The 19367-nt window shown below is 55.9% G+C and carries 18 protein-coding genes; 3 read left to right on the top strand and 15 right to left on the bottom strand.

Annotation, left to right across the window (positions count from 1 at the left end):
* Position 1 precedes the first annotated feature (1 nt).
* The 9 genes from ABGT73_RS04630 to ABGT73_RS04590 all read right to left on the bottom strand — a co-directional run bounded on the left by ABGT73_RS04630 (position 2) and on the right by ABGT73_RS04590 (position 7911).
* Entirely contained in the window at positions 2-487 is a 486-nt protein-coding gene (locus tag ABGT73_RS04630) for a hypothetical protein (protein WP_346668648.1), read from the bottom strand.
* 13 nt (positions 488-500) lie between these two features.
* Positions 501-1022 (bottom strand): DinB family protein, encoded by a 522-nt coding sequence (locus tag ABGT73_RS04625; RefSeq protein ID WP_346668647.1) that lies wholly within the window; start codon positions 1020-1022, stop codon positions 501-503.
* 51 nt (positions 1023-1073) lie between these two features.
* Positions 1074-2408, bottom strand: coding sequence for a hypothetical protein (locus tag ABGT73_RS04620; RefSeq protein WP_346668646.1), 1335 nt, complete (start codon positions 2406-2408; stop codon positions 1074-1076).
* On the bottom strand, positions 2401-3633 hold the full coding sequence (locus ABGT73_RS04615; protein ID WP_346668645.1) for a glutamate-cysteine ligase family protein: 1233 nt from the start codon (positions 3631-3633) through the stop codon (positions 2401-2403). Before ABGT73_RS04615 ends, ABGT73_RS04620 begins: the two co-directional genes overlap by 8 nt.
* A 123-nt stretch (positions 3634-3756) precedes the next feature.
* A complete protein-coding gene (locus ABGT73_RS04610; protein ID WP_346670308.1) occupies positions 3757-4719 on the bottom strand; it encodes a P1 family peptidase in 963 nt (320 codons plus the stop codon).
* A gap of 37 nt (positions 4720-4756) precedes the next feature.
* Positions 4757-5275 (bottom strand): methylated-DNA--[protein]-cysteine S-methyltransferase, encoded by a 519-nt coding sequence (locus tag ABGT73_RS04605; protein WP_346668644.1) that lies wholly within the window; start codon positions 5273-5275, stop codon positions 4757-4759.
* A gap of 88 nt (positions 5276-5363) precedes the next feature.
* Positions 5364-6587: an MFS transporter gene (locus ABGT73_RS04600; RefSeq protein WP_346668643.1), complete on the bottom strand. Its 1224-nt coding sequence runs from the start codon at positions 6585-6587 to the stop codon at positions 5364-5366.
* Positions 6588-6717: 130 nt separating this feature from the next.
* Positions 6718-7374, bottom strand: coding sequence for a TetR/AcrR family transcriptional regulator (locus tag ABGT73_RS04595; protein WP_346668642.1), 657 nt, complete (start codon positions 7372-7374; stop codon positions 6718-6720).
* Between the two features lie 102 nt (positions 7375-7476).
* Positions 7477-7911, bottom strand: a complete 435-nt coding sequence (locus tag ABGT73_RS04590) for a MarR family transcriptional regulator (RefSeq protein ID WP_346668641.1) — start codon at positions 7909-7911, stop codon at positions 7477-7479.
* On the opposite strand from ABGT73_RS04590, the gene ABGT73_RS04585 reads away from it, so the two are divergent.
* Both ABGT73_RS04585 and ABGT73_RS04580 read left to right on the top strand, forming a co-directional pair.
* Positions 7871-9652 (top strand): MFS transporter, encoded by a 1782-nt coding sequence (locus tag ABGT73_RS04585; RefSeq protein ID WP_346668640.1) that lies wholly within the window; start codon positions 7871-7873, stop codon positions 9650-9652. The genes ABGT73_RS04590 and ABGT73_RS04585 overlap by 41 nt on opposite strands.
* An 18-nt stretch (positions 9653-9670) precedes the next feature.
* On the top strand, positions 9671-9832 hold the full coding sequence (locus tag ABGT73_RS04580) for a hypothetical protein (RefSeq protein WP_346668639.1): 162 nt from the start codon (positions 9671-9673) through the stop codon (positions 9830-9832).
* Between the two features lie 242 nt (positions 9833-10074).
* Here the strand turns inward: ABGT73_RS04580 and guaA are convergent, their stop codons facing one another.
* The 5 genes from guaA to rpsL all read right to left on the bottom strand — a co-directional run bounded on the left by guaA (position 10075) and on the right by rpsL (position 16257).
* Positions 10075-11619 (bottom strand): glutamine-hydrolyzing GMP synthase, encoded by a 1545-nt coding sequence (gene guaA / locus ABGT73_RS04575; RefSeq protein ID WP_346668638.1) that lies wholly within the window; start codon positions 11617-11619, stop codon positions 10075-10077.
* 180 nt (positions 11620-11799) lie between these two features.
* Positions 11800-13005: an elongation factor Tu gene (gene tuf, locus ABGT73_RS04570; RefSeq protein WP_346668637.1), complete on the bottom strand. Its 1206-nt coding sequence runs from the start codon at positions 13003-13005 to the stop codon at positions 11800-11802.
* A 95-nt stretch (positions 13006-13100) separates the two neighbouring features.
* The gene (gene fusA / locus ABGT73_RS04565) at positions 13101-15227 is read right to left on the bottom strand and encodes an elongation factor G (protein ID WP_346668636.1); all 2127 of its coding nucleotides are present in this window, start codon (positions 15225-15227) and stop codon (positions 13101-13103) included.
* 25 nt (positions 15228-15252) lie between these two features.
* Complete coding sequence (gene rpsG, locus ABGT73_RS04560) at positions 15253-15723, bottom strand: 30S ribosomal protein S7 (RefSeq protein WP_007046522.1); 471 nt, start codon at positions 15721-15723, stop codon at positions 15253-15255.
* A 108-nt stretch (positions 15724-15831) separates the two neighbouring features.
* Positions 15832-16257: a 30S ribosomal protein S12 gene (rpsL, locus tag ABGT73_RS04555; protein WP_294758016.1), complete on the bottom strand. Its 426-nt coding sequence runs from the start codon at positions 16255-16257 to the stop codon at positions 15832-15834.
* Positions 16258-16836: 579 nt separating this feature from the next.
* Between rpsL and ABGT73_RS04550 the strand changes: the two genes are divergently transcribed.
* Complete coding sequence (locus tag ABGT73_RS04550; protein ID WP_346668635.1) at positions 16837-17457, top strand: hypothetical protein; 621 nt, start codon at positions 16837-16839, stop codon at positions 17455-17457.
* Between the two features lie 76 nt (positions 17458-17533).
* On the opposite strand, the gene pepF is transcribed toward ABGT73_RS04550, so the two are convergent.
* The gene (gene pepF / locus ABGT73_RS04545) at positions 17534-19360 is read right to left on the bottom strand and encodes an oligoendopeptidase F (RefSeq protein ID WP_346668634.1); all 1827 of its coding nucleotides are present in this window, start codon (positions 19358-19360) and stop codon (positions 17534-17536) included.
* Positions 19361-19367: the final 7 nt, after the last annotated feature.

Raw genomic sequence — 19367 nt, 5'->3', positions numbered from 1 at the left:
TTTATGGATTTTTCGAGATGCCATCCCGCTGGCAGGTCACGATCATGGTGTCCGTCCCTGCCTGCGTGGCGATGACAAACTCATAATTGTACACGGTATCCAGCCGGTATTGCAGGCTGCCGTCCTCCTGCCGGGTAGCTATGTAATCGAGGTCCGGCTGCGGCAGTACCTTGTCGTAATACAAATACAGTGTATCGATGTTTTCCACAAAACGCAGCTGCACCTCTTCCTGGGAGACGCCCTGCAGCGTCACCACCGGAATGCCTTTTGTCTGCAGAGCCGGCTTCTGAACCCAGGGATCGCTGCTGTCCCGGTCCAATGTGTAATACACATCCTCTGTCCCCAGCAGTTCACAGTTACTCAGTTCCATCTGTACGCCGGTTTCCGGCAGGTGCTCCGACCAGACCGGTGTGGTATCCACCTTGGCCGACATGCAGCCCACCAGTACAGCCAGACACAGCGGTGCAAGACAAATGCTTTTTTTCATTACGTTTTTCTCCCTATCGGTAAGGATCATACGGCGGGCGTGGGAACTCATCCCCCGGTTCCAGTGTGCGCGGGCACAACCCGATTTCCGACACAATGAACCCCATCAGCATCCCCAAATGCAGGTGCAGATGGCGGTATTGCGACAGGATCAGGGTAAACCGCGTCCACTCGCAGTTTTCCGGCCGCTGCAGAAGATCTTCATCATGGAGTGAAGTCAAATACAGGGACAGTTTCGCCTTGATGGTATAGAAATAATCGTCCATCTGTTTGCGGTCCAGATGGGCGGCCGGATAAATATCCAACTCCTGCAGATCCGGCGTATGGATGGGCGGCTCCACAAAATCATTGGCCTTCGGGTTGATAAACCACTGATCCAGGCTGTGCAGCATATGGTACAGATGCTGCCATAAGGGCGAGCCGCCGTAATGCTTGTCCCACATTTCATCGGGAATGCAGTCCATCACATTCTGGGTCTCCCACAGGGCGCGGACCGTCATCTCGGTAATTACCGCATGATAGGATGTCTCTCGCACGCAGTCCACCCCCTTTTTTCTTGGAGGTAGTATGCCTGCCCTGTAGAAGGTTTATTCGTCCACCAGCAATGTGGGCAGCGTCTTTTCGCTGTACTGGCTGGAGATGATGGGGCTCAGCGACACGCGGGAATAGATGCCCTGTGCCACACCGTCATACACATACACACCGGTGAGATTGTAATACCGGTTTCTGCCGAAGGTACCGTCCGGGCCGATGCCGTAGTTTTCCGTCACAAAGGGCCGGTAGAATTCCTGCAGCAGATAGCCTTCCAGCGGTGTGGACCGCACAATGGTTTCCCACTCCTCATTGGTGCACTCCACACCGGCATGCACGCCGCGCGAAGCATAGGAATCCAGCGGTTTCAGAATCCAGGCATCCTTGTCGGCCAACACACGGGGAATGTCCGAGGCCGCGAAAGTCTTGGTCAGCGGCACATGGGCATCCACAAACGCCCGCTCCTCCGCAGTGAGCAAAGTCTGCGTCTGCGGCTCGTGCAGGATGCGGAAAATCGTCTTGTTGTGAACCAGCTGGGTATGGAAATCCCCCACCAGCAACACCGCATCATCCCGCACGGCCGCCAGCAGCGGACCGCATTCCGCATACCGCTCCAGGATATCGCTGGTGACGGCGCGGCGATAGATGGCATCGATTTTGTGCCCGCCGGGGCCATAGAGCACCTTCTCCTCGGCATTGTAACGCAGGCTCCGCAGGTCGCAGACCTCCGCAGGTACGCCCTGCTCCACAAAAAAGCCCTGGAACACCTCAAACTCATTGACGGTACCGCAGTCCATGAAATCCACAATGGCCACGTAAGGGAGCTGGTCAGTATGGCGGGCACGCTGATACACAGCACACAGCGTTCTGACCCAGCTTTCAAACAGCTCACAGGTCCGGGTGGTGTGGGCAGCCCGGAAATTGCGGTACACCGTGGAGAGCTGCTGAGCCAGATTCAGCTCCCGGTCCTCGTTCATGGCACTGGTACCGTCGGTGTTGAACTCACAGTATTTGTAAGCGCCGGTCTGCTCATTGTAGAAGAAGTCAATGCGTGCCATCGGCAGCAGCGACACCGCAGGGTCGGCGCGCAGGATCAGCTCCTCCGCCACCTTGTCAAATCCAAACAGTGCCCGATACGCAGGGTCCCGATAGTACGCTCCCATCACCTTGCCCAGGATGCCGTACAGTGTGCGGATATCCTCCGCGAACCGCCTGAACACTTTTTCGGTAAACAGCTTGGGCATATAGCAGGTGCGCACATACTCTCCGTGGTGAATGGCAGTGGAGGCCTTCATGTATTCGGTAATTTCATCAAACTCCCGGGCCAGCCGCTCCGGGTCGGAGGCGGCCGCCGCCAGATACGCTTCGTTCAAGGTCTGCAAATCAGTCATTTTCGTGTTCTTCTTCCCGTATGTTTTTTTTGGTCACAATCAGTTTGGCGAAGGGCTCCAGCAGCGCCCGCTCCTCCTGGGAGGGTGTGCGGCTGCGCGCCTGCAGCAGCAGCCACGCCAGCTCCTTGCCGATGGGCCGGCCATACACCCAGGCATTGAAACCGTCCTTGCAGACAGCCATCTTGGCGTTGGCAATGTCCCCGGTGTTGACCCCTTCATAGTGGCGCAGCACATTCTGCAGAGCCGCCTGACTGCCGAAAATCGTCTTGACCAGCTGGGCATAGGCCGCAATGAATTTGGGCGGCATGCAATCCGCTCCGCGGATCTCCACGTAGGTCTTCAGGCGGGCGTCAAAGAAGAACATGGACAGAACATGCTCCACTTCCTTTTTCAGCAGATGGCTGCCGTAAATTTCCTGGGCACTCTTGCGCCCCACCGCCTTGGTCCGATTGCCGCGCAGCGCCACAATCAGCGGCCGCGTCAGGATCGTCTCGGCATACCGTTCAAATCCGAAATCGGGATCCATCAGATGGGGCGGCACGCCGCACCGGTCGCCGTCCACATCCTGCCAGATCCGGGTACGGACACTATAGGCATTGTTGCGGTGCCCCTGATATTCCACGGCGTTATCGCTTAACAGGGCAAAAAACGGTGTGAGCAGGCAAGCCGCCCGCATTTTTTGCACAAAATCACGTTCACTGTAATAATCGACCGACAGCTGGGTGGAGGCCGTCGCCCGCATCATTTGAATTCCGCAGGACCCGGTATTTCTGAAATATCGGTCCATGGCCTCGTAGCGCTGCTTGGGAATCAGCGGCAGTTCCTCCGCCCGGCGGGTGGGATGGTAACTGACAGTCCAGGCGCGCAGTCCGCGGGCTGCCAGCGTCATGCTCAGCTGCAGGTAAAACTGGTTGTAGATATCCATGATTTTCAGCACATTGCCCTGTGGAATGATGCTGATCTCCACCTGGCAGGCCGGTTCCAGGGAAACGCCGTAGGTTTCCGTCGTATAGCCCATATATTCCCCGTCAATCACGATGGACGTATCATAGGGCTGCTGCATCTGCCGCATGACGCTCTGAATCTCGTCAAAGGTCACCGGCTCCCCGCCCGGGTGGGTGACAAAATGCTCCACTTCCAGCCCCAGTGTGAGTTTTCCCTCCGGCTTGCATCCCTGCTGGAAATACTCCACCAGAACCTTTTTCTGTTCATCCAGTTTGGCCATACCCTCAAACTCCCGGTACTTGTCAAATTCCTACTATTTTGGTCCTCCTATTATACCCCGAAACCCGTTATAAGGCAACGGGGCACAAAAAAGTTCCTGCCGAATACCGACAGGAACTGCTTTTTATAAGTCCGAAGCCGCCGGGTAACCGTAGGCGCTTCTGGCGGCACGCACGGCACGCAGAATGGCTTCTGCCATGACCCGTGCCCCCAAGGCCCCCACCACGTCCTGATCGGCCTCCACATCTCCCAGCGAAACCGCATAGATGCTGTCACCGTCGGCCGTCGTGTGCACCGGGCGGATGGCCCGGGCATAGCCATCCTGTGCCATACCCGCAATCTTGCACAGTCTGGTCTTGTCAAACTTTCCGTTGGTCAGAACCACGCCCAGCGTGGTATTGCCCACGAATTTATTTTCCACCACTTCAATCTTCTGCAGCAGGGCTTCCTCACTATCCCGGAAGGTATGGCCGTCCGCTTCCAGCAGTCCTGCCACTTTCTGCCCATTCTTCCAGTCAAACACATCGCCCAGGGCGTTCACCGCCGCCAGAGCCCCCACCTTCAAGGGGCCTGCCTGCACCGCGTAGCTGCCGATGCCCGATTTCATGCAATGGGCCATTCCCAGCGCTTTTCCCACCGTGGCACCGGTACCTGCGCCAAAATTGCCGTCCCGGTAATTGCCTTTTTCCGCATTCCGGCAGGCTTCGTACGCCATCGCCGCATCAGGCCTGGTTTGGCTGTCCGCTACCGTCAGATCAAACAGGCAGGACTGGCATACCAGCGGTACCCGGGTAACCCCCACATCAAATCCGATGCCCCGCTCCTCCAGAAAGCGCATGACGCCTCCGGCCGCATCCAGTCCGAAGGCACTGCCGCCGGAAAGCAGGATGGCGTGGATCACACCGGCGGCCGCCATGGGTTTGAGCAGTTCGCTCTCCCGGGAAGCAGGACCGCCACCGCGTACATCCAGCCCGGTGGGGGCTCCTTCCTTTCCCAGCAGCAACACTGTGCAGCCGGTTCCGGCACCGGCATTCTCCGCCTGCCCGATTTTCAGATTTTCAAAGTCGGTTATGGCAATTTCTTTCATCATTTTCTCCTGTAAAGTAAGTGTGCTTGTCAGTCGTTCATTGGGGGTCGTGGAGCGTGCGAAGGTCGATTCCTTCATATTGCAGAAGACGTTTTTTCAGCGCCAGCCCTCCGCCATACCCCACCAGATTGCCATGGGCGCCGATCACCCGGTGGCAAGGGATGATCAGCGAAATGGGATTGTGTCCCACAGCGCCGCCCACCGCCTGGGCCGACATTTTCCCACCGCTTTCTGCTGCCATTTCCCGGGCAATCTGCCCGTAGGTTTCCAGTTTTCCGTAAGGGATGCGGCATAACCTCTGCCAGACCCTGCGCCGGAACTCGCTGCCCCGGGGGTCCAGCGGGATTTCCTGGGGCGTGGGACGCCTCCCACAGAAATAACGATCCAGCCACGCGCGCCCCTGCCGAAGAATCGGCGCATTTTCCCGTTGTTCTGCCTGTTTCAGCAATGTGTGATCCGCATGCTGTCCGGGCAGCCACAGTCCCATGAGCGCGTTTTCAGAGGCCAGCAGCAGAATGCCGCCCAACGGTGAATCGTAGTGCATGCGATACAACATATCGGGACCTCCTCTGTCCATCTCCTGCCTGTATTGTAGCAGATTCCCCTGCGAGATTCCACCCTGAAAGATCATTTGAATGCATTCTTCAGACAAGATTCCAAAAGATTTTCCAGGAGCGGAAGGCTGTGACCAGTACCGCAGCCCCCGTCATCCCCAATACGCACCAGGCCGGAAGCCGTTCCCATCCCCATCCGTACAGCATCTGCCCCAGCGGCTGTGTGCACTGGGCGATGGTCATCACGAAGGCCATCACCTTGCCGGTCAATTCTGAGGGTGTGCGCTGCTGGATGGCACAGAGGCCCAGCACCGAAAAGACGCTGCCCCCGAGGGAAGCCGCTGCCATCCCCGCCACCAGCACAAAATAACATACCACGGCCTGCCCGCGGACAGCGAAAGCCGCCGCCGACGGCAGCAGAGCGCCTCCAAAAAGTATCAGCAACCACGGCATTCTCCTGGGAGGAAGATAGGCAGCCAGCAATGTAACCAGTACCCCGCCCAGAACGGACGCCAGCCCCAGCGCACTTTCCGCCGCCCCGTACCATGCTGCCGAAAGGCCCAAGTCTGTCCGGACCAGATACGGCAGTCCCACCGTGATGCTTCCCGATGCAAAGAAGTTGATCCCCGCAGCCAGAAGCAAAAGCTGCAGCACTACGGGTTGTTCCCGCCTTAAAAAGTGCACGCTCTGCCGCAGGTCACTGCGCAGGATCTGAAAAGGAGGCTGCCCGGATTTTTGCTGCACGGCAGGCAGATGAATCCAGCACTCCAGAAAGGCTGTCAGCAAAAAGCAGATGCTGACCGCCCGCATGACCGCCTCGATTCCCCACGCCGTATACGCAAGGCTTCCCGCAAAGGGTGTTGCCATACCGGCCACCGATTGGATTTGATTGACCAGCGCATTGGCGCGCAGCAGATTATCCCCATGGTGCAGCTGGGGCACGCAGGCCTGCACGGTGGGCGATTCAAAGGCGCCCAGAATTCCCAGCACGATCTGCAGGCCCGCGATGGCTGCCACTCCGCCCCCCGCCTGCAGAAAACAGATGCAGAGGAAAACAGCAACCGCCGAAAGGGCATCCAACCCGGCCATCAGCCAGCGGCGATTCACCCGATCCGCCAGGATGCCGCCCAATGGTGAGAGCAGTATGGTGGGCACTACGGCAACAGCCAGGACCGCGCCAAAAATTTCAGCCGATCCCGTCAGTTCCAACACGTACATGGACAGCGCGAATTTCAAGGTGTAATTGCCGATGAGGGAAAACATCTGCCCCAGCAGCAGCAAGATAAAACTGCGGGTAAATAAGCTCTGCTTCATTTCTGTTCCTCCATTTGCGAATACATACCAGTAGTATGTATTCAGATAAAAAAGTAGGCGGGCACACCCCCGCCGCATATACATACCAAGAGAATGTATATAGGTAAAATAAAATTGCCCGCAGGCAACTTTATTGTTTTTTTTGCTGCGCCTCTATTCTGGCAAAATAGGGCGCCAGTTTTTCCAGAAGTGCCTCGTCCACAAGCGGCACCCCCATCCGTTCCAGCAACAACCCGATAAACCGGAATTTTCGCATCATCTCTTCGGCGGTAGCCGGATACAGACTGGGTACCATCCAAAGCCCTGTCAAAAGCAGAATCACTTCAGACAGTTCCTTGGGATATTCCGTGTGAATGGACCCGTCGCGGATCCCCTCCTCCAGGAACCGCCGAAGATACGGTGCGATCTCTTGCTGGTTGTCCCGAATCATGCTGGCTAGGAAACGGGGATTTTCCAGAATCGGCATACTCTGCACCGTCATCTCCATACGGGCATCATCACTCTGGTTCATCAGAATGGAAGCGCGGAGCTTTTCCAACCCATTCAGGTCCTTGCGGGCTGCAGCTTCCGCAAACGGATTGTTCCGCACAAACATCCGATCGCCCACCGCCTCCATAATGTCTTCTTTGGATTTGAAGTGGTGGTAAACCGCCCCTTTTGTCAGATCGCCCAGCGCATCCACGATATCCTGAATGGTGGTATTGTCATACCCCTTTTCGAGGAACAGACGCTCCGCCGCCTGCAGGATCCGCTCTTCCGTGATTTCAGGATACTTGTTGCGCGCCATCGGACCAGCCCCCATACATTCTCTTGGTATGTATAATGTACCACGCTTTCCCATCGCCGTCAAGTGCCCGCAGCAGCTTGAAGTAAGAGCCGCAGCACCAACTCATTCCCCCTGGGCCAGCGTGGTTTCCTCCGCCAATAACAGCAAATTCCGAAACGTCGCCCTTTCTTCCTCTGTCATGCGCTGCGTCATCCGTTGAAAGCAGCGATCCACCTCTTCTTTGATTACGGGATAGGCCGCCCAGGACTTCTGCGTTGGGCAGATATCATAGGTCCGCTTGTCCCTGGCGTTGGTATGGCGCTCCAGGAACCCTGTTTCCAACAATTTATTGACCGTCTTGGCAATTACGCTTTTATCCAGTGAAAGACGCTTGGTGATCTCGTCCTGTGTCAACGTCTGGAAATCACAGACGATGAGAATGACCAACGCCTGTGCGGCGGTGAGATCATATTGTGCACAGCTGTTGCTGAGCCAGATGTGTGATTTACGGTAGAGAATGGAAATGGATTTGAATGGACTGTTCATCATATACGGCATAAACCTGTCCCCTTTCTATCCGCATTATAGTCTTTTTTGGTGGCAATTGCAACCAGATATTGACGCAAGGCAGATTCCGTGCTATTGTAAATATAGTGGCAATTGCCACTATATTTTATATTTTACACAAAAAAGGAGTTTGCTTTTTATGGGAAAACCCGAAAAAATTTGGAACCGAAGATTCATTCTTCTCTTCATCACCAACCTTTTGGTGCTGGCAGCGTTCTACGCCTCCATTCCCATCATTCCTATCTACTGCCAGGAGATCGGAATCACCGGTTCCCGTGTTGGTATCGTTCTGACCGCCATGTCTGTGGCCACCATTCTCTTCCGTCCGGTTGCCGGATATCTGCTGGATAATTTTAACCGGTACCGTGTATATCTGCTGTTCCTTGCTCTGTTCTGCCTGTCCTTTCCGGCCTTCATCGCCTTCCCTATTTTCGCAGCACTGATTGTGATTCGTTTGTATATGGGTGCCGTCTATTCCGTATGCGGTTCCGCCACCATGACACTGGCCGGCGATGTGCTGCCCACAACCAAAATCACGGAAGGTATCAGCCGATTCGCCTTTACCGTTTCCATCGGCATGGCTGTTGGTCCCTACGTCGGTCTGCAAGTCCAAAGCCATATGAGCAGCGAAGCCTCCTTCCTGACGATTTTCGGTATTACCGTTCTGGCGCTTCTCTGTGTTTCCTGCTGCCGTATCCACTACCCCAAAGTGCCACGCAAGAAATTCTCCATCCGTGATTCCATTTACGGGCCCGCGCTTCCGTTCATGTTCAATATGATGTTCTTGATGATTCCCTACGGTGCTGTCATCGCCTACTCTTCCATTATCGCCCAGGAGAAAGGCCTCTCCGGATACCTGCCTTATTTCTATATCTTTCTTGTCATTGGTATGCTGGCCTCCAAGCTGTCTACACAGAAAATGATCGACGCCGGCAGCCATCGCATCCTGGTCTATATCAGCCTCGCAATCTTGATTCTGACGATGATCAGCTATCTGTTCCTCTCCACAGGCGTACATCTGCTGGCTGCCGGTTTCTTTTTTGGCCTGGGCTACGGTATCCTACAGCCGTTGTTTCAGTCCTTTGTCACCGGCACAACACCGGCTCCCAAACGCGGCGTTGCCAATGCCACGTACATGATGAGCCTGCATCTGATTCTTCTGAATCTCATTTACGACTTGTCCTGTACAGCCATCCCCTGGGACAATGTGGATGAGGAATTCATTGCGAAGCCCCGGAAGTGGGATGCCTCCAGCGTGGGCAACTTCATGATCTGGATCGGCCCCACCAGCTCCATCTTCGACTTTACCACCTACCTGTTCATGTACTTCGTATTCTGTCCGCTCTTTGTCTCGGGCGGCGTTCTGTTCAACGATCTGCCCTCCCATTTCAGCGGCCCAGAACTTGCCATGCTCCAGGCAAAGTATATCGGGCTATTTCAGGCCGGCTGGTTTGTGGAATCCATGTGGAGCCAGACCCTGGTCATTCACATGATCCGCACCCCCAAACTCCCCTTTATCCAGAGCAGAGCCTCTGCCCCGCTGACCCTGCTGACCATGACGGGAATTGCGGTCCTTACGATTATCCCCTTTACCCCACTGGGCGCAATGCTTGGCTTTACAGCCCTGCCCGCTGCCTACTTTGCTTACCTGATCCCGTGTATCCTGTTGTATATGGTGCTGGCCACCAGTCTGAAGAAAGCTTATGTGCGGCGCTATGGTGAGCTGCTGTAAAAATGGGAGGTGTTTACCATGAATTGGACTATGCTTTGGATGAACCTATTTGGCACGGTATCCTTTTGGGGGATCAATATGGGATTCTGGGTCGGAATGGCCGCTGTTTTACTGATCGCTGTCTTGATGAATGTGGTATTCTGGAGTTTGACACCTAAAAAGTCAGTTCAGATTTCATGAATTCCATACAAGAACCTTCTCCTCCTCACAAGAAAAAAGGCCTGCCGTTTGGGCATATCATAACTTTTCAAATCAAAATTTGAACCGCGTTCCAACAACAAAACCGCCGTCCTTTTTATCAACAACAAAAAAGTCTAGCCGATCAGCAAAATCAGCTAGACTTTTTTCATTATGAAATCGGATCGTCCGAAAGACGCGCCTGCATTTATGCTGGTTTGCGGGCTCTCATATCCACTTTTTACTTATTCGAACTCGATTGTGGCCGGCGGTTTGGTCGTATAATCAAACAGCACACGATTGATGTTCTTCACTTCGTTGACAATACGGTTGGCCGCTGTCGTGATGGTTTCGGTGGGCAGCAGCGTCACTTCTGCCGTCATGAAGTCGGTGGTGGTCACAGCACGCAGAGCAATGGCATAATCGTAGGTGCGTTCATCACCCATAACGCCAACACTGCGCATGTTGGTCAGCGCGGCAAAATACTGGCTCGGGCGCTGCTCCATGGGCAGTTTGTCCACTTCTTCCCGCCAGATCGCATCGGCGTCCTGCACGACGGCCACCTTTTCCGGCGTCACATCGCCGATGATGCGGATGGCAAGGCCCGGGCCCGGGAAGGGCTGACGTGCCACCAGATATTCCGGCAGCCCCAGCTCGCGGCCGGCCTGACGGACTTCATCCTTGAACAGGTCGCGCAGCGGCTCCACAATCTCCTTGAAATCCACGAAATCCGGCAGACCGCCCACATTGTGATGGCTCTTGATGGTGGCAGATTCGCCGCCCAAACCGCTCTCCACCACGTCGGGATAGATCGTGCCCTGAGCCAGGAAATCCACCGCGCCGATCTTCTTGGCCTCGTCCTCGAAGACACGGATGAATTCTTCGCCGATGATCTTGCGCTTGCGCTCCGGAGCGGTGACTCCCGCCAGCTTGCTGTAGAACCGGTCGCGGGCATCCACGCAGACAAAATTGATATCAAACTGTCCGCCTTCGCCGAAGACCTCGCAGACCTGCTCCCGCTCATGCTTGCGCAGCAGACCGTGATCCACAAAGACGCAGGTCAGCTGCTTGCCGATGGCCTTTGCCAGCATGGCTGCGCAGACGCTGGAGTCCACGCCGCCCGACAGTGCGCACAGTACCTTGCCGTCGCCGATCTTGTCGCGCAGTGCACGCACCGAATGCTCCACAAAGGAATCCATCTTCCAGGTGCCCGCGCAGCCGCAGACCTTATACACAAAATTGTGCAGAATCTGCGTGCCGTTCTCGGTATGCAGCACCTCGGGGTGGAACTGTACACAGTACAGGCCGCGCTGTGCGTCCTGCGCCGCGGCCACCGGGCAGTTCGGCGTATAGGCCACAATCCGGAATCCGGGAGCCGCCTTCTCGATATAGTCGTTATGGCTCATCCAGCAGACATTTTTCTCCGGCAGACCGGCAAACAGCGGGCTGGAAGTGTCCAGATCCACCACCGTCTTGCCGTATTCCCGCTCGGGCGCCTTGGTGACATGGCCGCCCAGCATGTGCATCATCAGCTGGCTGCCATAGCAGATGCCCAGGATGGGCACGCCCCAGGTATAGATTTCCGGGTCGATCGTCGGAGAATCCGGCAGATAGGCACTGTTGGGGCCACCGGTAAAAATAATGCCTTTCGGATTTTTTGCTTTGATTTTGGCAAGGTCCGTGCGATACGAATAGATCTCGCAGTAGACGTTGCATTCACGGACACGGCGCGCAATCAGCTGATTGTACTGGCCACCGAAATCAAGAACAATGACGGTTTCCTGCTGCATGGATTTGCTCCCTTCTCTTTTATCTTTCCTCTTATCTGAATTATTATATCATACTGTTTCTTTCTTGAACAGATACCGGGGCATAAAATGTTCCCCTTCCCTGCCGTAAGAAACTATACAAAAAGGCAGGCATCTGCCTTGCGGTAGATGCCTGCCTTGTAAGCTGTTCAGAGCGAAAAATTACTTCTCGATCTTGGAAACAACGCCGGAACCAACGGTGTGGCCGCCTTCACGGATAGCGAAGCGCATGCCTTCCTCCATGGCAACGGGGGTGATCAGCTCAACATGCATATCGACGTTATCGCCGGGCATGCACATCTCGGTGCCCTCGGGCAGGGTGATGATGCCGGTAACGTCGGTGGTGCGGAAGTAGAACTGAGGACGATAGTTGTTGAAGAACGGGGTATGACGGCCGCCCTCTTCCTTCTTCAGGACGTAAACGTGACCGTCGAAGGTGGTGTGGGGATGAACAGAGCCGGGAACAGCCAGAACCTGGCCGCGCTCGATCTGGTCACGGTCGATACCACGCAGCAGGGCGCCGATGTTGTCGCCAGCCTGAGCGTACTCCAGGCTCTTGCGGAACATCTCGAGGCCGGTGATGGTGGTGGTCAGCTTCTCTTCCTTCAGGCCGACGATTTCCATCTGATCGCCAACGTGGGCAGTACCACGCTCGACACGACCAGTGGCGACGGTGCCACGGCCGGAAATGGTCATGACATCCTCGATGGGCATCAGGAAGGGCTTGTCAGCAGCACGGTCGGGAGTGGGGATGTAGCTGTCAACAGCGTCCATCAGCTCCCAGATGCACTTGTACTCGGGGGCGTTGGGATCGGTGGAGGTGGACTCCAGAGCCTTCAGAGCAGAGCCACGGATGATGGGAGCATCGTCGCCATCGAAGCCCTGGCTGGACAGCAGCTCACGGATCTCCATCTCGACCAGATCGAGCAGCTCGTCGTCGTCGACCATGTCGCACTTGTTCATGAAGACAACGATCTTGGGCACGCCAACCTGACGGGCGAGCAGGATGTGCTCACGGGTCTGGGGCATGGGACCATCGGTAGCAGCGACGACCAGGATAGCGCCGTCCATCTGAGCAGCACCGGTGATCATGTTCTTGATATAGTCAGCATGGCCCGGGCAGTCAACGTGGGCGTAGTGACGCTTCTCGGTGTGGTACTCAACGTGAGCGGTGTTGATCGTGATACCACGAGCCTTCTCTTCGGGGGCCTTGTCGATGCTGGAGTAATCCATGAAGTCGGCGTCGCCCTTCAGAGCCAGAACCTTGGTGATCGCGGCGGTCAGAGTGGTCTTGCCGTGGTCAACGTGACCAATGGTACCAATGTTGACGTGCTCCAAAGAGCGGTCAAATTTTTCCTTTTCAGCCATTGGAAGTATCCTCCTTTAGTTAAAACAATTTGAGTTTGCCTTGGATAAGGCTATCATACTAAATTCCGTGCAAAAAATCAAGTAAAACTTATAAATTAAGCCTTGTGTGCACGTTCATTCATGATCTTATCGGCAATGTTCTTGGGCACCTGCTGGTAATCAGCCGGCTCCATAGAATACTGGCCGCGGCCCTGCGTCTTGGAGCGCAGGTCGGTGGCGTAACCGAACATCTCGGACAGAGGAACCATCGCGGTAACGCGAGCGGTACCGTCCTGAGATTCCTGATTATGGATCTGGCCACGGCGGCTGTTCAGGTCGCCGATGACGTTGCCCATATACTCATCAGGAACGATGACGTCAACCTTCATGATGGGCTCCATGATGACGGGATCGCACTTCTTCATGGCCTCCTTGAAAGCCATGGAGCCGGCGATGGAGAACGCCATTTCAGAGGAGTCGACCTCATGATAAGAACCATCCCACAGGGTGACCTTGACATCCACGACGGGATAACCGGCCAGAATACCGGCCTTCATAGCGCCCTGGATACCGTTGTCGACAGCGGGGATATATTCCTTGGGGATCGCGCCGCCAACGACACCGTTGACGAACTCGTAACCCTTGCCCGGGTTGGGCTCCAGCTTGATCTTGACATGACCGTACTGGCCCTTACCACCAGACTGGCGGGCGTACTTGGTCTCCTGGTTGGCAGACTTGCGAATGGTTTCGCGGTAAGCAACCTGGGGAGCACCAACGTTGGCCTCAACCTTGAACTCACGCAGCAGACGGTCGACGATGATCTCCAGATGGAGCTCGCCCATGCCGGCGATGATGGTCTGGCCGGTCTCTTCGTCGGTCCAGGTCTTGAAGGTCGGGTCTTCCTCGGCGAGCTTTGCCAGAGCAATGCCCATCTTCTCGGAACCGGCCTTGGTCTTGGGCTCGATGGCCACGCGGATAACCGGCTCGGGGAAGTTCATGCTCTCCAGAACGATGGGAGCCTTCTCGTCGCACAGGGTGTCACCGGTGGTGGTGTTCTTCAGACCGACGGCCGCAGCGATATCACCCGCGTAGACGGTATCGATATCTTTACGGTGGTTGGCGTGCATCTGCAGGATACGGCCGATACGCTCGTTCTGATCCTTGACCGAGTTGTACACGGTGGTGCCGGCATCCAGTTTACCGGAGTAAACACGGAAGAAGCACAGCTTACCGACGAACGGGTCGGTCATGATCTTGAACGCCAGAGCGGAGAACGGCTCATCATCGGAGGAGATGCGCTCCTCTTCCTCACCGGTCTCGGGGTTGGTACCCTTGATGGCGGGAACGTCGGTAGGCGCCGGCATATAGTCGACGATGGCATCCAGCAGCTTCTGAACGCCGCGGTTCTTGTAGGAGGAGCCGCAGGTAACGGGGACGATCTCGTTGGAGATGGTCGCCTTACGCAGCGCAGCCTTGATTTCTTCCTTGGTCAGCTCTTCGCCTTCCAGGTACTTCATCATCAGGTCCTCATCGGTCTCGGCGACAGCCTCGATCAGCTTGTCGTGGTACTCCTGAGCCTGCTCCTTCATGTCCTCGGGGATATCTTCCACGCGGACATCATTGCCCATGTCGTCGTAGTAGACGTCAGCCTTCATATCGATCAGGTCGACGATACCCTTGAAGGTATCCTCCTGGCCGATGGGCAGCTGGATGGGCACACCGTTGGCATGCAGGCGGTCATGCAGCATCTGCACGCAACGGAAGAAATCGGCACCCATGGTATCCATCTTGTTGACGTACACCATGCGGGGGACCTTGTACTCGTCAGCCTGACGCCAAACGGTCTCAGACTGGGGCTCGACGCCGCCCTTCGCAGCCAGAACGGTCACAGAACCGTCCAGGACGCGCAGGGAACGCTGGACCTCAACGGTGAAGTCCACGTGGCCCGGGGTGTCGATGATATTGATACGATGACGGTTCTTCTTGAACAGAGCCGGATCGTGCTGGGTCTCGGTATGGCTCCAATAGCAGGTGGTAGCAGCGGAAGTAATGGTGATACCACGCTCCTGCTCCTGTTCCATCCAGTCCATCGTGGCAGCGCCATCGTGCACCTCACCGATCTTGTGGTTGATACCGGTGTAGTACAGGATACGCTCGGTGGTGGTGGTCTTACCTGCGTCGATGTGGGCCATGATACCGATGTTTCTGGTCATTTGCAGAGATACATCTCTCGGCGTCGCCATGGCTTTAACCTCCTAAGACAGCGAATCAATAACGATAGTGGGCAAAAGCCTTGTTGGCCTCGGCCATCTTGTGAGTGTCCTCGCGCTTCTTCACAGAACCGCCGACACCGTTGGTGGCGTCGATGATCTCGGCCGCCAGACGGGCAGACATGGTCTTCTCACCACGGCTGCGGCTGTACTGGGTCAGCCAGCGCAGGCCGAGGGTCTCGCGGCGAGCGGGGCTGACCTCCAGGGGGACCTGGTAGTTGGCGCCGCCTACACGACGGGTCTTGCATTCGAGGTTGGGCATGATGTTCTCCATCGCCTTCTCGAACATTTCCAGCGGATCGTTGCCGGTCTTCTCCTTCACGATGTCGAATGCATCGTAAACGATCTCCTGCGCAACACCCTTTTTGCCATCCAGCATGATGTAGTTGACCAGACGGGTGACAACTTTGGAATTGTAAATAGGATCGGCCAGAACTTCGCGTTTCGCGACATTACCTCTTCTGGGCATCTTTCTTCCCTCCTTCACATAAATGATATCATCGGTACTCGAAAGTATAGAAACTCCCGTTGTGCCACAAAAAAGGCTTGGCCTATTTTATGGCGAAAAGATGTTTCCTTACTTCTTGGCACCGGCCTTGGGGCGCTTAGCACCGTATTTGCTGCGGGCCTGGTTGCGGTTCGCAACACCCTGGGTGTCGAGGGTACCACGGATGATGTGGTAACGGACACCGGGCAGATCCTTGACACGGCCGCCACGGATCAGAACGACGCTATGCTCTTGCAGGTTATGGCCGATACCAGGAATGTAGGAGGTAACCTCGATACCATTCGTGAGACGGACACGGGCAACTTTACGCAGAGCAGAGTTCGGCTTCTTGGGGGTCATGGTACGCACAGCGGTGCAGACACCACGCTTCTGAGGGCTGTTCAGATTGGTGTACTGCTTCTTCTGGGAGTTGTAGCTCTTCTGAAGAGCAGGCGCAGTGCTCTTGTGAACCAGGACCTCACGACCTTTGCGCACGAGCTGGTTAAAAGTAGGCATTTCTTTTCTCCTTTCTTCACGTATTCACGCTTGTTTTGGGATTGCTGCGGCCTTTTGACCGCACTTCACCCCGGAAACTCACGCATTTGTTATTTTAAAGGATAGATGTCCGCTTGTCAAGAGTGTTGCCAAAAAAAATCGAGAAAAATCGTGCAAAACAGAGATTTTTATATTTCTTTCCATGTGCCTCCCCGCTTTGCTCTCTCTTTAACCAGATCGAACCCTCTCTGCGGCGGAAATTGCCGCGGGGACTTTCTGAAAACGGCGTATCACAGAACAGGATGGCCTTTTGTCCTTTCCCCCATTCACAATCCCGGTATTTTTCTTGTTTTTCGCATCGATTCTCATCACATTTTCAATTACACATTACACATTTCTCACACAGGGTTTTCACAAATATATGACGTGTTTCACGTCAAATTTTCATACTTTTGCGTATTTTTTATATAACTTGCACAATTTTCGAGGTGATTTTTTTTCGATCAGTTTTCACATTTCTATTGCACAATGGTGTTTTGCTTGCTATAATCAAAGCATGGAGGCTCCCATCGGAGCGTCAAAATTAAGGAGGTATCGATTATGAAAAAACTGCTCGCGTTCCTGCTTTCCGTATGCATGGTTTCCGCCTTTGCCGTTCCGGCATTCGCCGATGCCAACAGTGATTACATTGCAGCCGTCAAAGCCTACCAGGCACAGGTAGCCGCTAAAGAGGCCGCCTATACCGCTGCCGTTCAGGCTGCTGCGCAGCAGGCGCAGGCCAAAGCGGATGCGGAGTGCCTCGCCGTAATCGCTGCCGGCAAGGCCGCCCAGGCCAAGGCCGACGCCGATGTGGCCGCTGTGATCGCCGCCGGCAAGGCTGCTCAGGCCGCTGCCGATCAGCGTGAGGCTGCATACGCCGGTGCTGTGAAGGCCTATCAGCAGCAGATCGCCGCCAAGGAAGCTGCCTACACCGCCGCCGTGATGGCTGCTGCGAAGGAAGCCCAGGCCAAAGCTGATGCCGATGTGGCCGCTGTGATGGCCGCTGCGAAGGCTGCCCAGGCCAAGGCTGACGCCGATGTGGCTGCCGTTGCCGCCGCCGGCAAGGCTGCTCAGGCTGCCGCTGACCAGCGTGAAGCTGCGTACGCCGCCGCCGTGAAGAACTACCAGGCACAGGTTGCCGCCAAAGAAGCCGCTTACATTGCCGCGGTTCTGGGTCAGTAACTTCTGAATCCGCATCCCTGAGCGGATTTCTGGCAGTACTTAAAAATCTCCCGCAGGAACTCCTGCGGGAGATTTTTTATTGCCTGAAAGCGAAATTCAAATCCGGGCGAGCGTTTTCCTCCGCGTCTTCCAGGATACGCTCGAATTTCTCCAGCGCCGCATCCACCGGAGCCGGCGTGGCCAGGTCTACCCCGGCATGGCGCAGTTCATCCAGCGGGTAGGCACTTCCGCCCATGGAGAGGAATTCCCGGTAACGACGCACCGCAGGCTCCCCTTCCCGCAGGATGGCTTCCGACAGCGCCACCGCAGTGGAGTAGCCGGTTGCGTACTTATAAACATAGAAGGGCCGGTAGAAATGGGGAATCCGTGCCCATTCGTACTGGACTTCCTCGTCCATCACCAGTTCCGGCCCGAAGTAGTCCTCCACCAGGCGTTTGTACAGCGCATTCAGCGCCGCCGGATTCAGGGCCTCGCCCCGCTCCGCCATGGCATGGGCCTCACGCTCAAACTCGGCAAACATCGTCTGGCGGTAGACCGTTCCCTTGAAGTTCTCCAGATACTGGTTGAGCAGATACAGCCGCATCTGCGGATTCTGCTCTTTCTGCAGCAGCTGCTCGATCAGCAGGTTTTCGTTGACGGTGGAAGCCACCTCAGCCACAAAGAGCGTATAGTCCGCGTACTGCGGCGGCTGATGGTGGTTGGAGTGCCAGGTGTGCATGCTGTGGCCCATCTCGTGGGCGATGGTGGAGACACTGTCCAGCGTGCCGGTAAAGTTTGTCAGGATATAGGGGTTGGAATCGTAGGTGCCTGTGGAATAGGCGCCGCCGCTCTTGCCCTTGTTGGGGTAAACATCAATCCAGCGCTCCGCAAAGGCCTTGCGCACCAGGTCGCCGTAGTCCTTTCCCAGGGGGGCTACCGCATCCAGCACCATCTGCTGGGCCTGCTCGTAGGTGTAGTGCACCTTTACCTCACCCACCAGCGGTGCGTACACATCATAATAATGAAGCTCGTCCACGCCTAGGATCTTCTTGCGCAGGGCCACGTAACGGTACATGGCCGGCATGTGCTTGCGCACCGTGGCAATCAGATTATCGTAAACCTCCGCGGGGATGTTCTCCCCTGCCATGGACATGGCACGGGAGGATTCGTAATGGCGGACCGATGCCTCCGCTGTGGCCGCCTTCACCGCACCGGCATAGGCCGATGCAAAGGTGTTGATATGCTGGCGGTATCCTTTATAGAAACTGGTAAAGGCATTCTTGCGCAGTGTGCGGTCCTGGGACATCTGCAGCATGATATAGTTGGATCCGGTGACCTCCACCGTGTTGCCGGCGCCGTCCTGCACGGAATCAAATACAAGGTCCGCATCCTGCAGGTTGTCCGCAATTTCAGCCGGAGCGCCCAGCGCTTCCCCAAAGGTGGCCAGCAGCTTCTCCTCTGCGGCGCTCAGTGTATGCGGTTTCTGACGGAGCAGGTTCTCCATGGTGAATTTGTGATCGGCCAGCTGCTCATCCTCCACAATTGCCTGCAGCGTCTCCTCGGGCAGCGAAAGGATCTCCGGCTCGGCAAAGGAGATGGCCGCCATCGCCTGCACGTATTTGGCGGTGATGCGAGCGTACATGCTCTGCCCTGCCTCAGCGCGGGTATCCTCGCTGCGCCGCATGGAGGCATAGCAGTAGAGGTTGGACAGTTTGCGGGACAGCTCGGTGCCGGCATCCAGGTAGGCGCCAATGGAAACCGCATCCTTCAGCGTACCGGCAAACGCCGTCATGGCCTGCACCTGCTCGTCCAGGGTGGCAAAATCATGTTCCCAAGCCGCGTCATCCTTGTACATGGAGGACAGATCCCACTGGTATTGGGGATCCATCTCACTCCGTTCTTTCAAAGTTTCTGTTTCAGGCATAGTATCC

Source organism: uncultured Subdoligranulum sp., from assembly GCF_963931595.1.
GTDB lineage: Bacteria > Bacillota > Clostridia > Oscillospirales > Ruminococcaceae > Gemmiger.
Note: the sequence above shows the minus strand (reverse complement) of the source record. Positions and strands in the feature narration are given on the sequence as shown.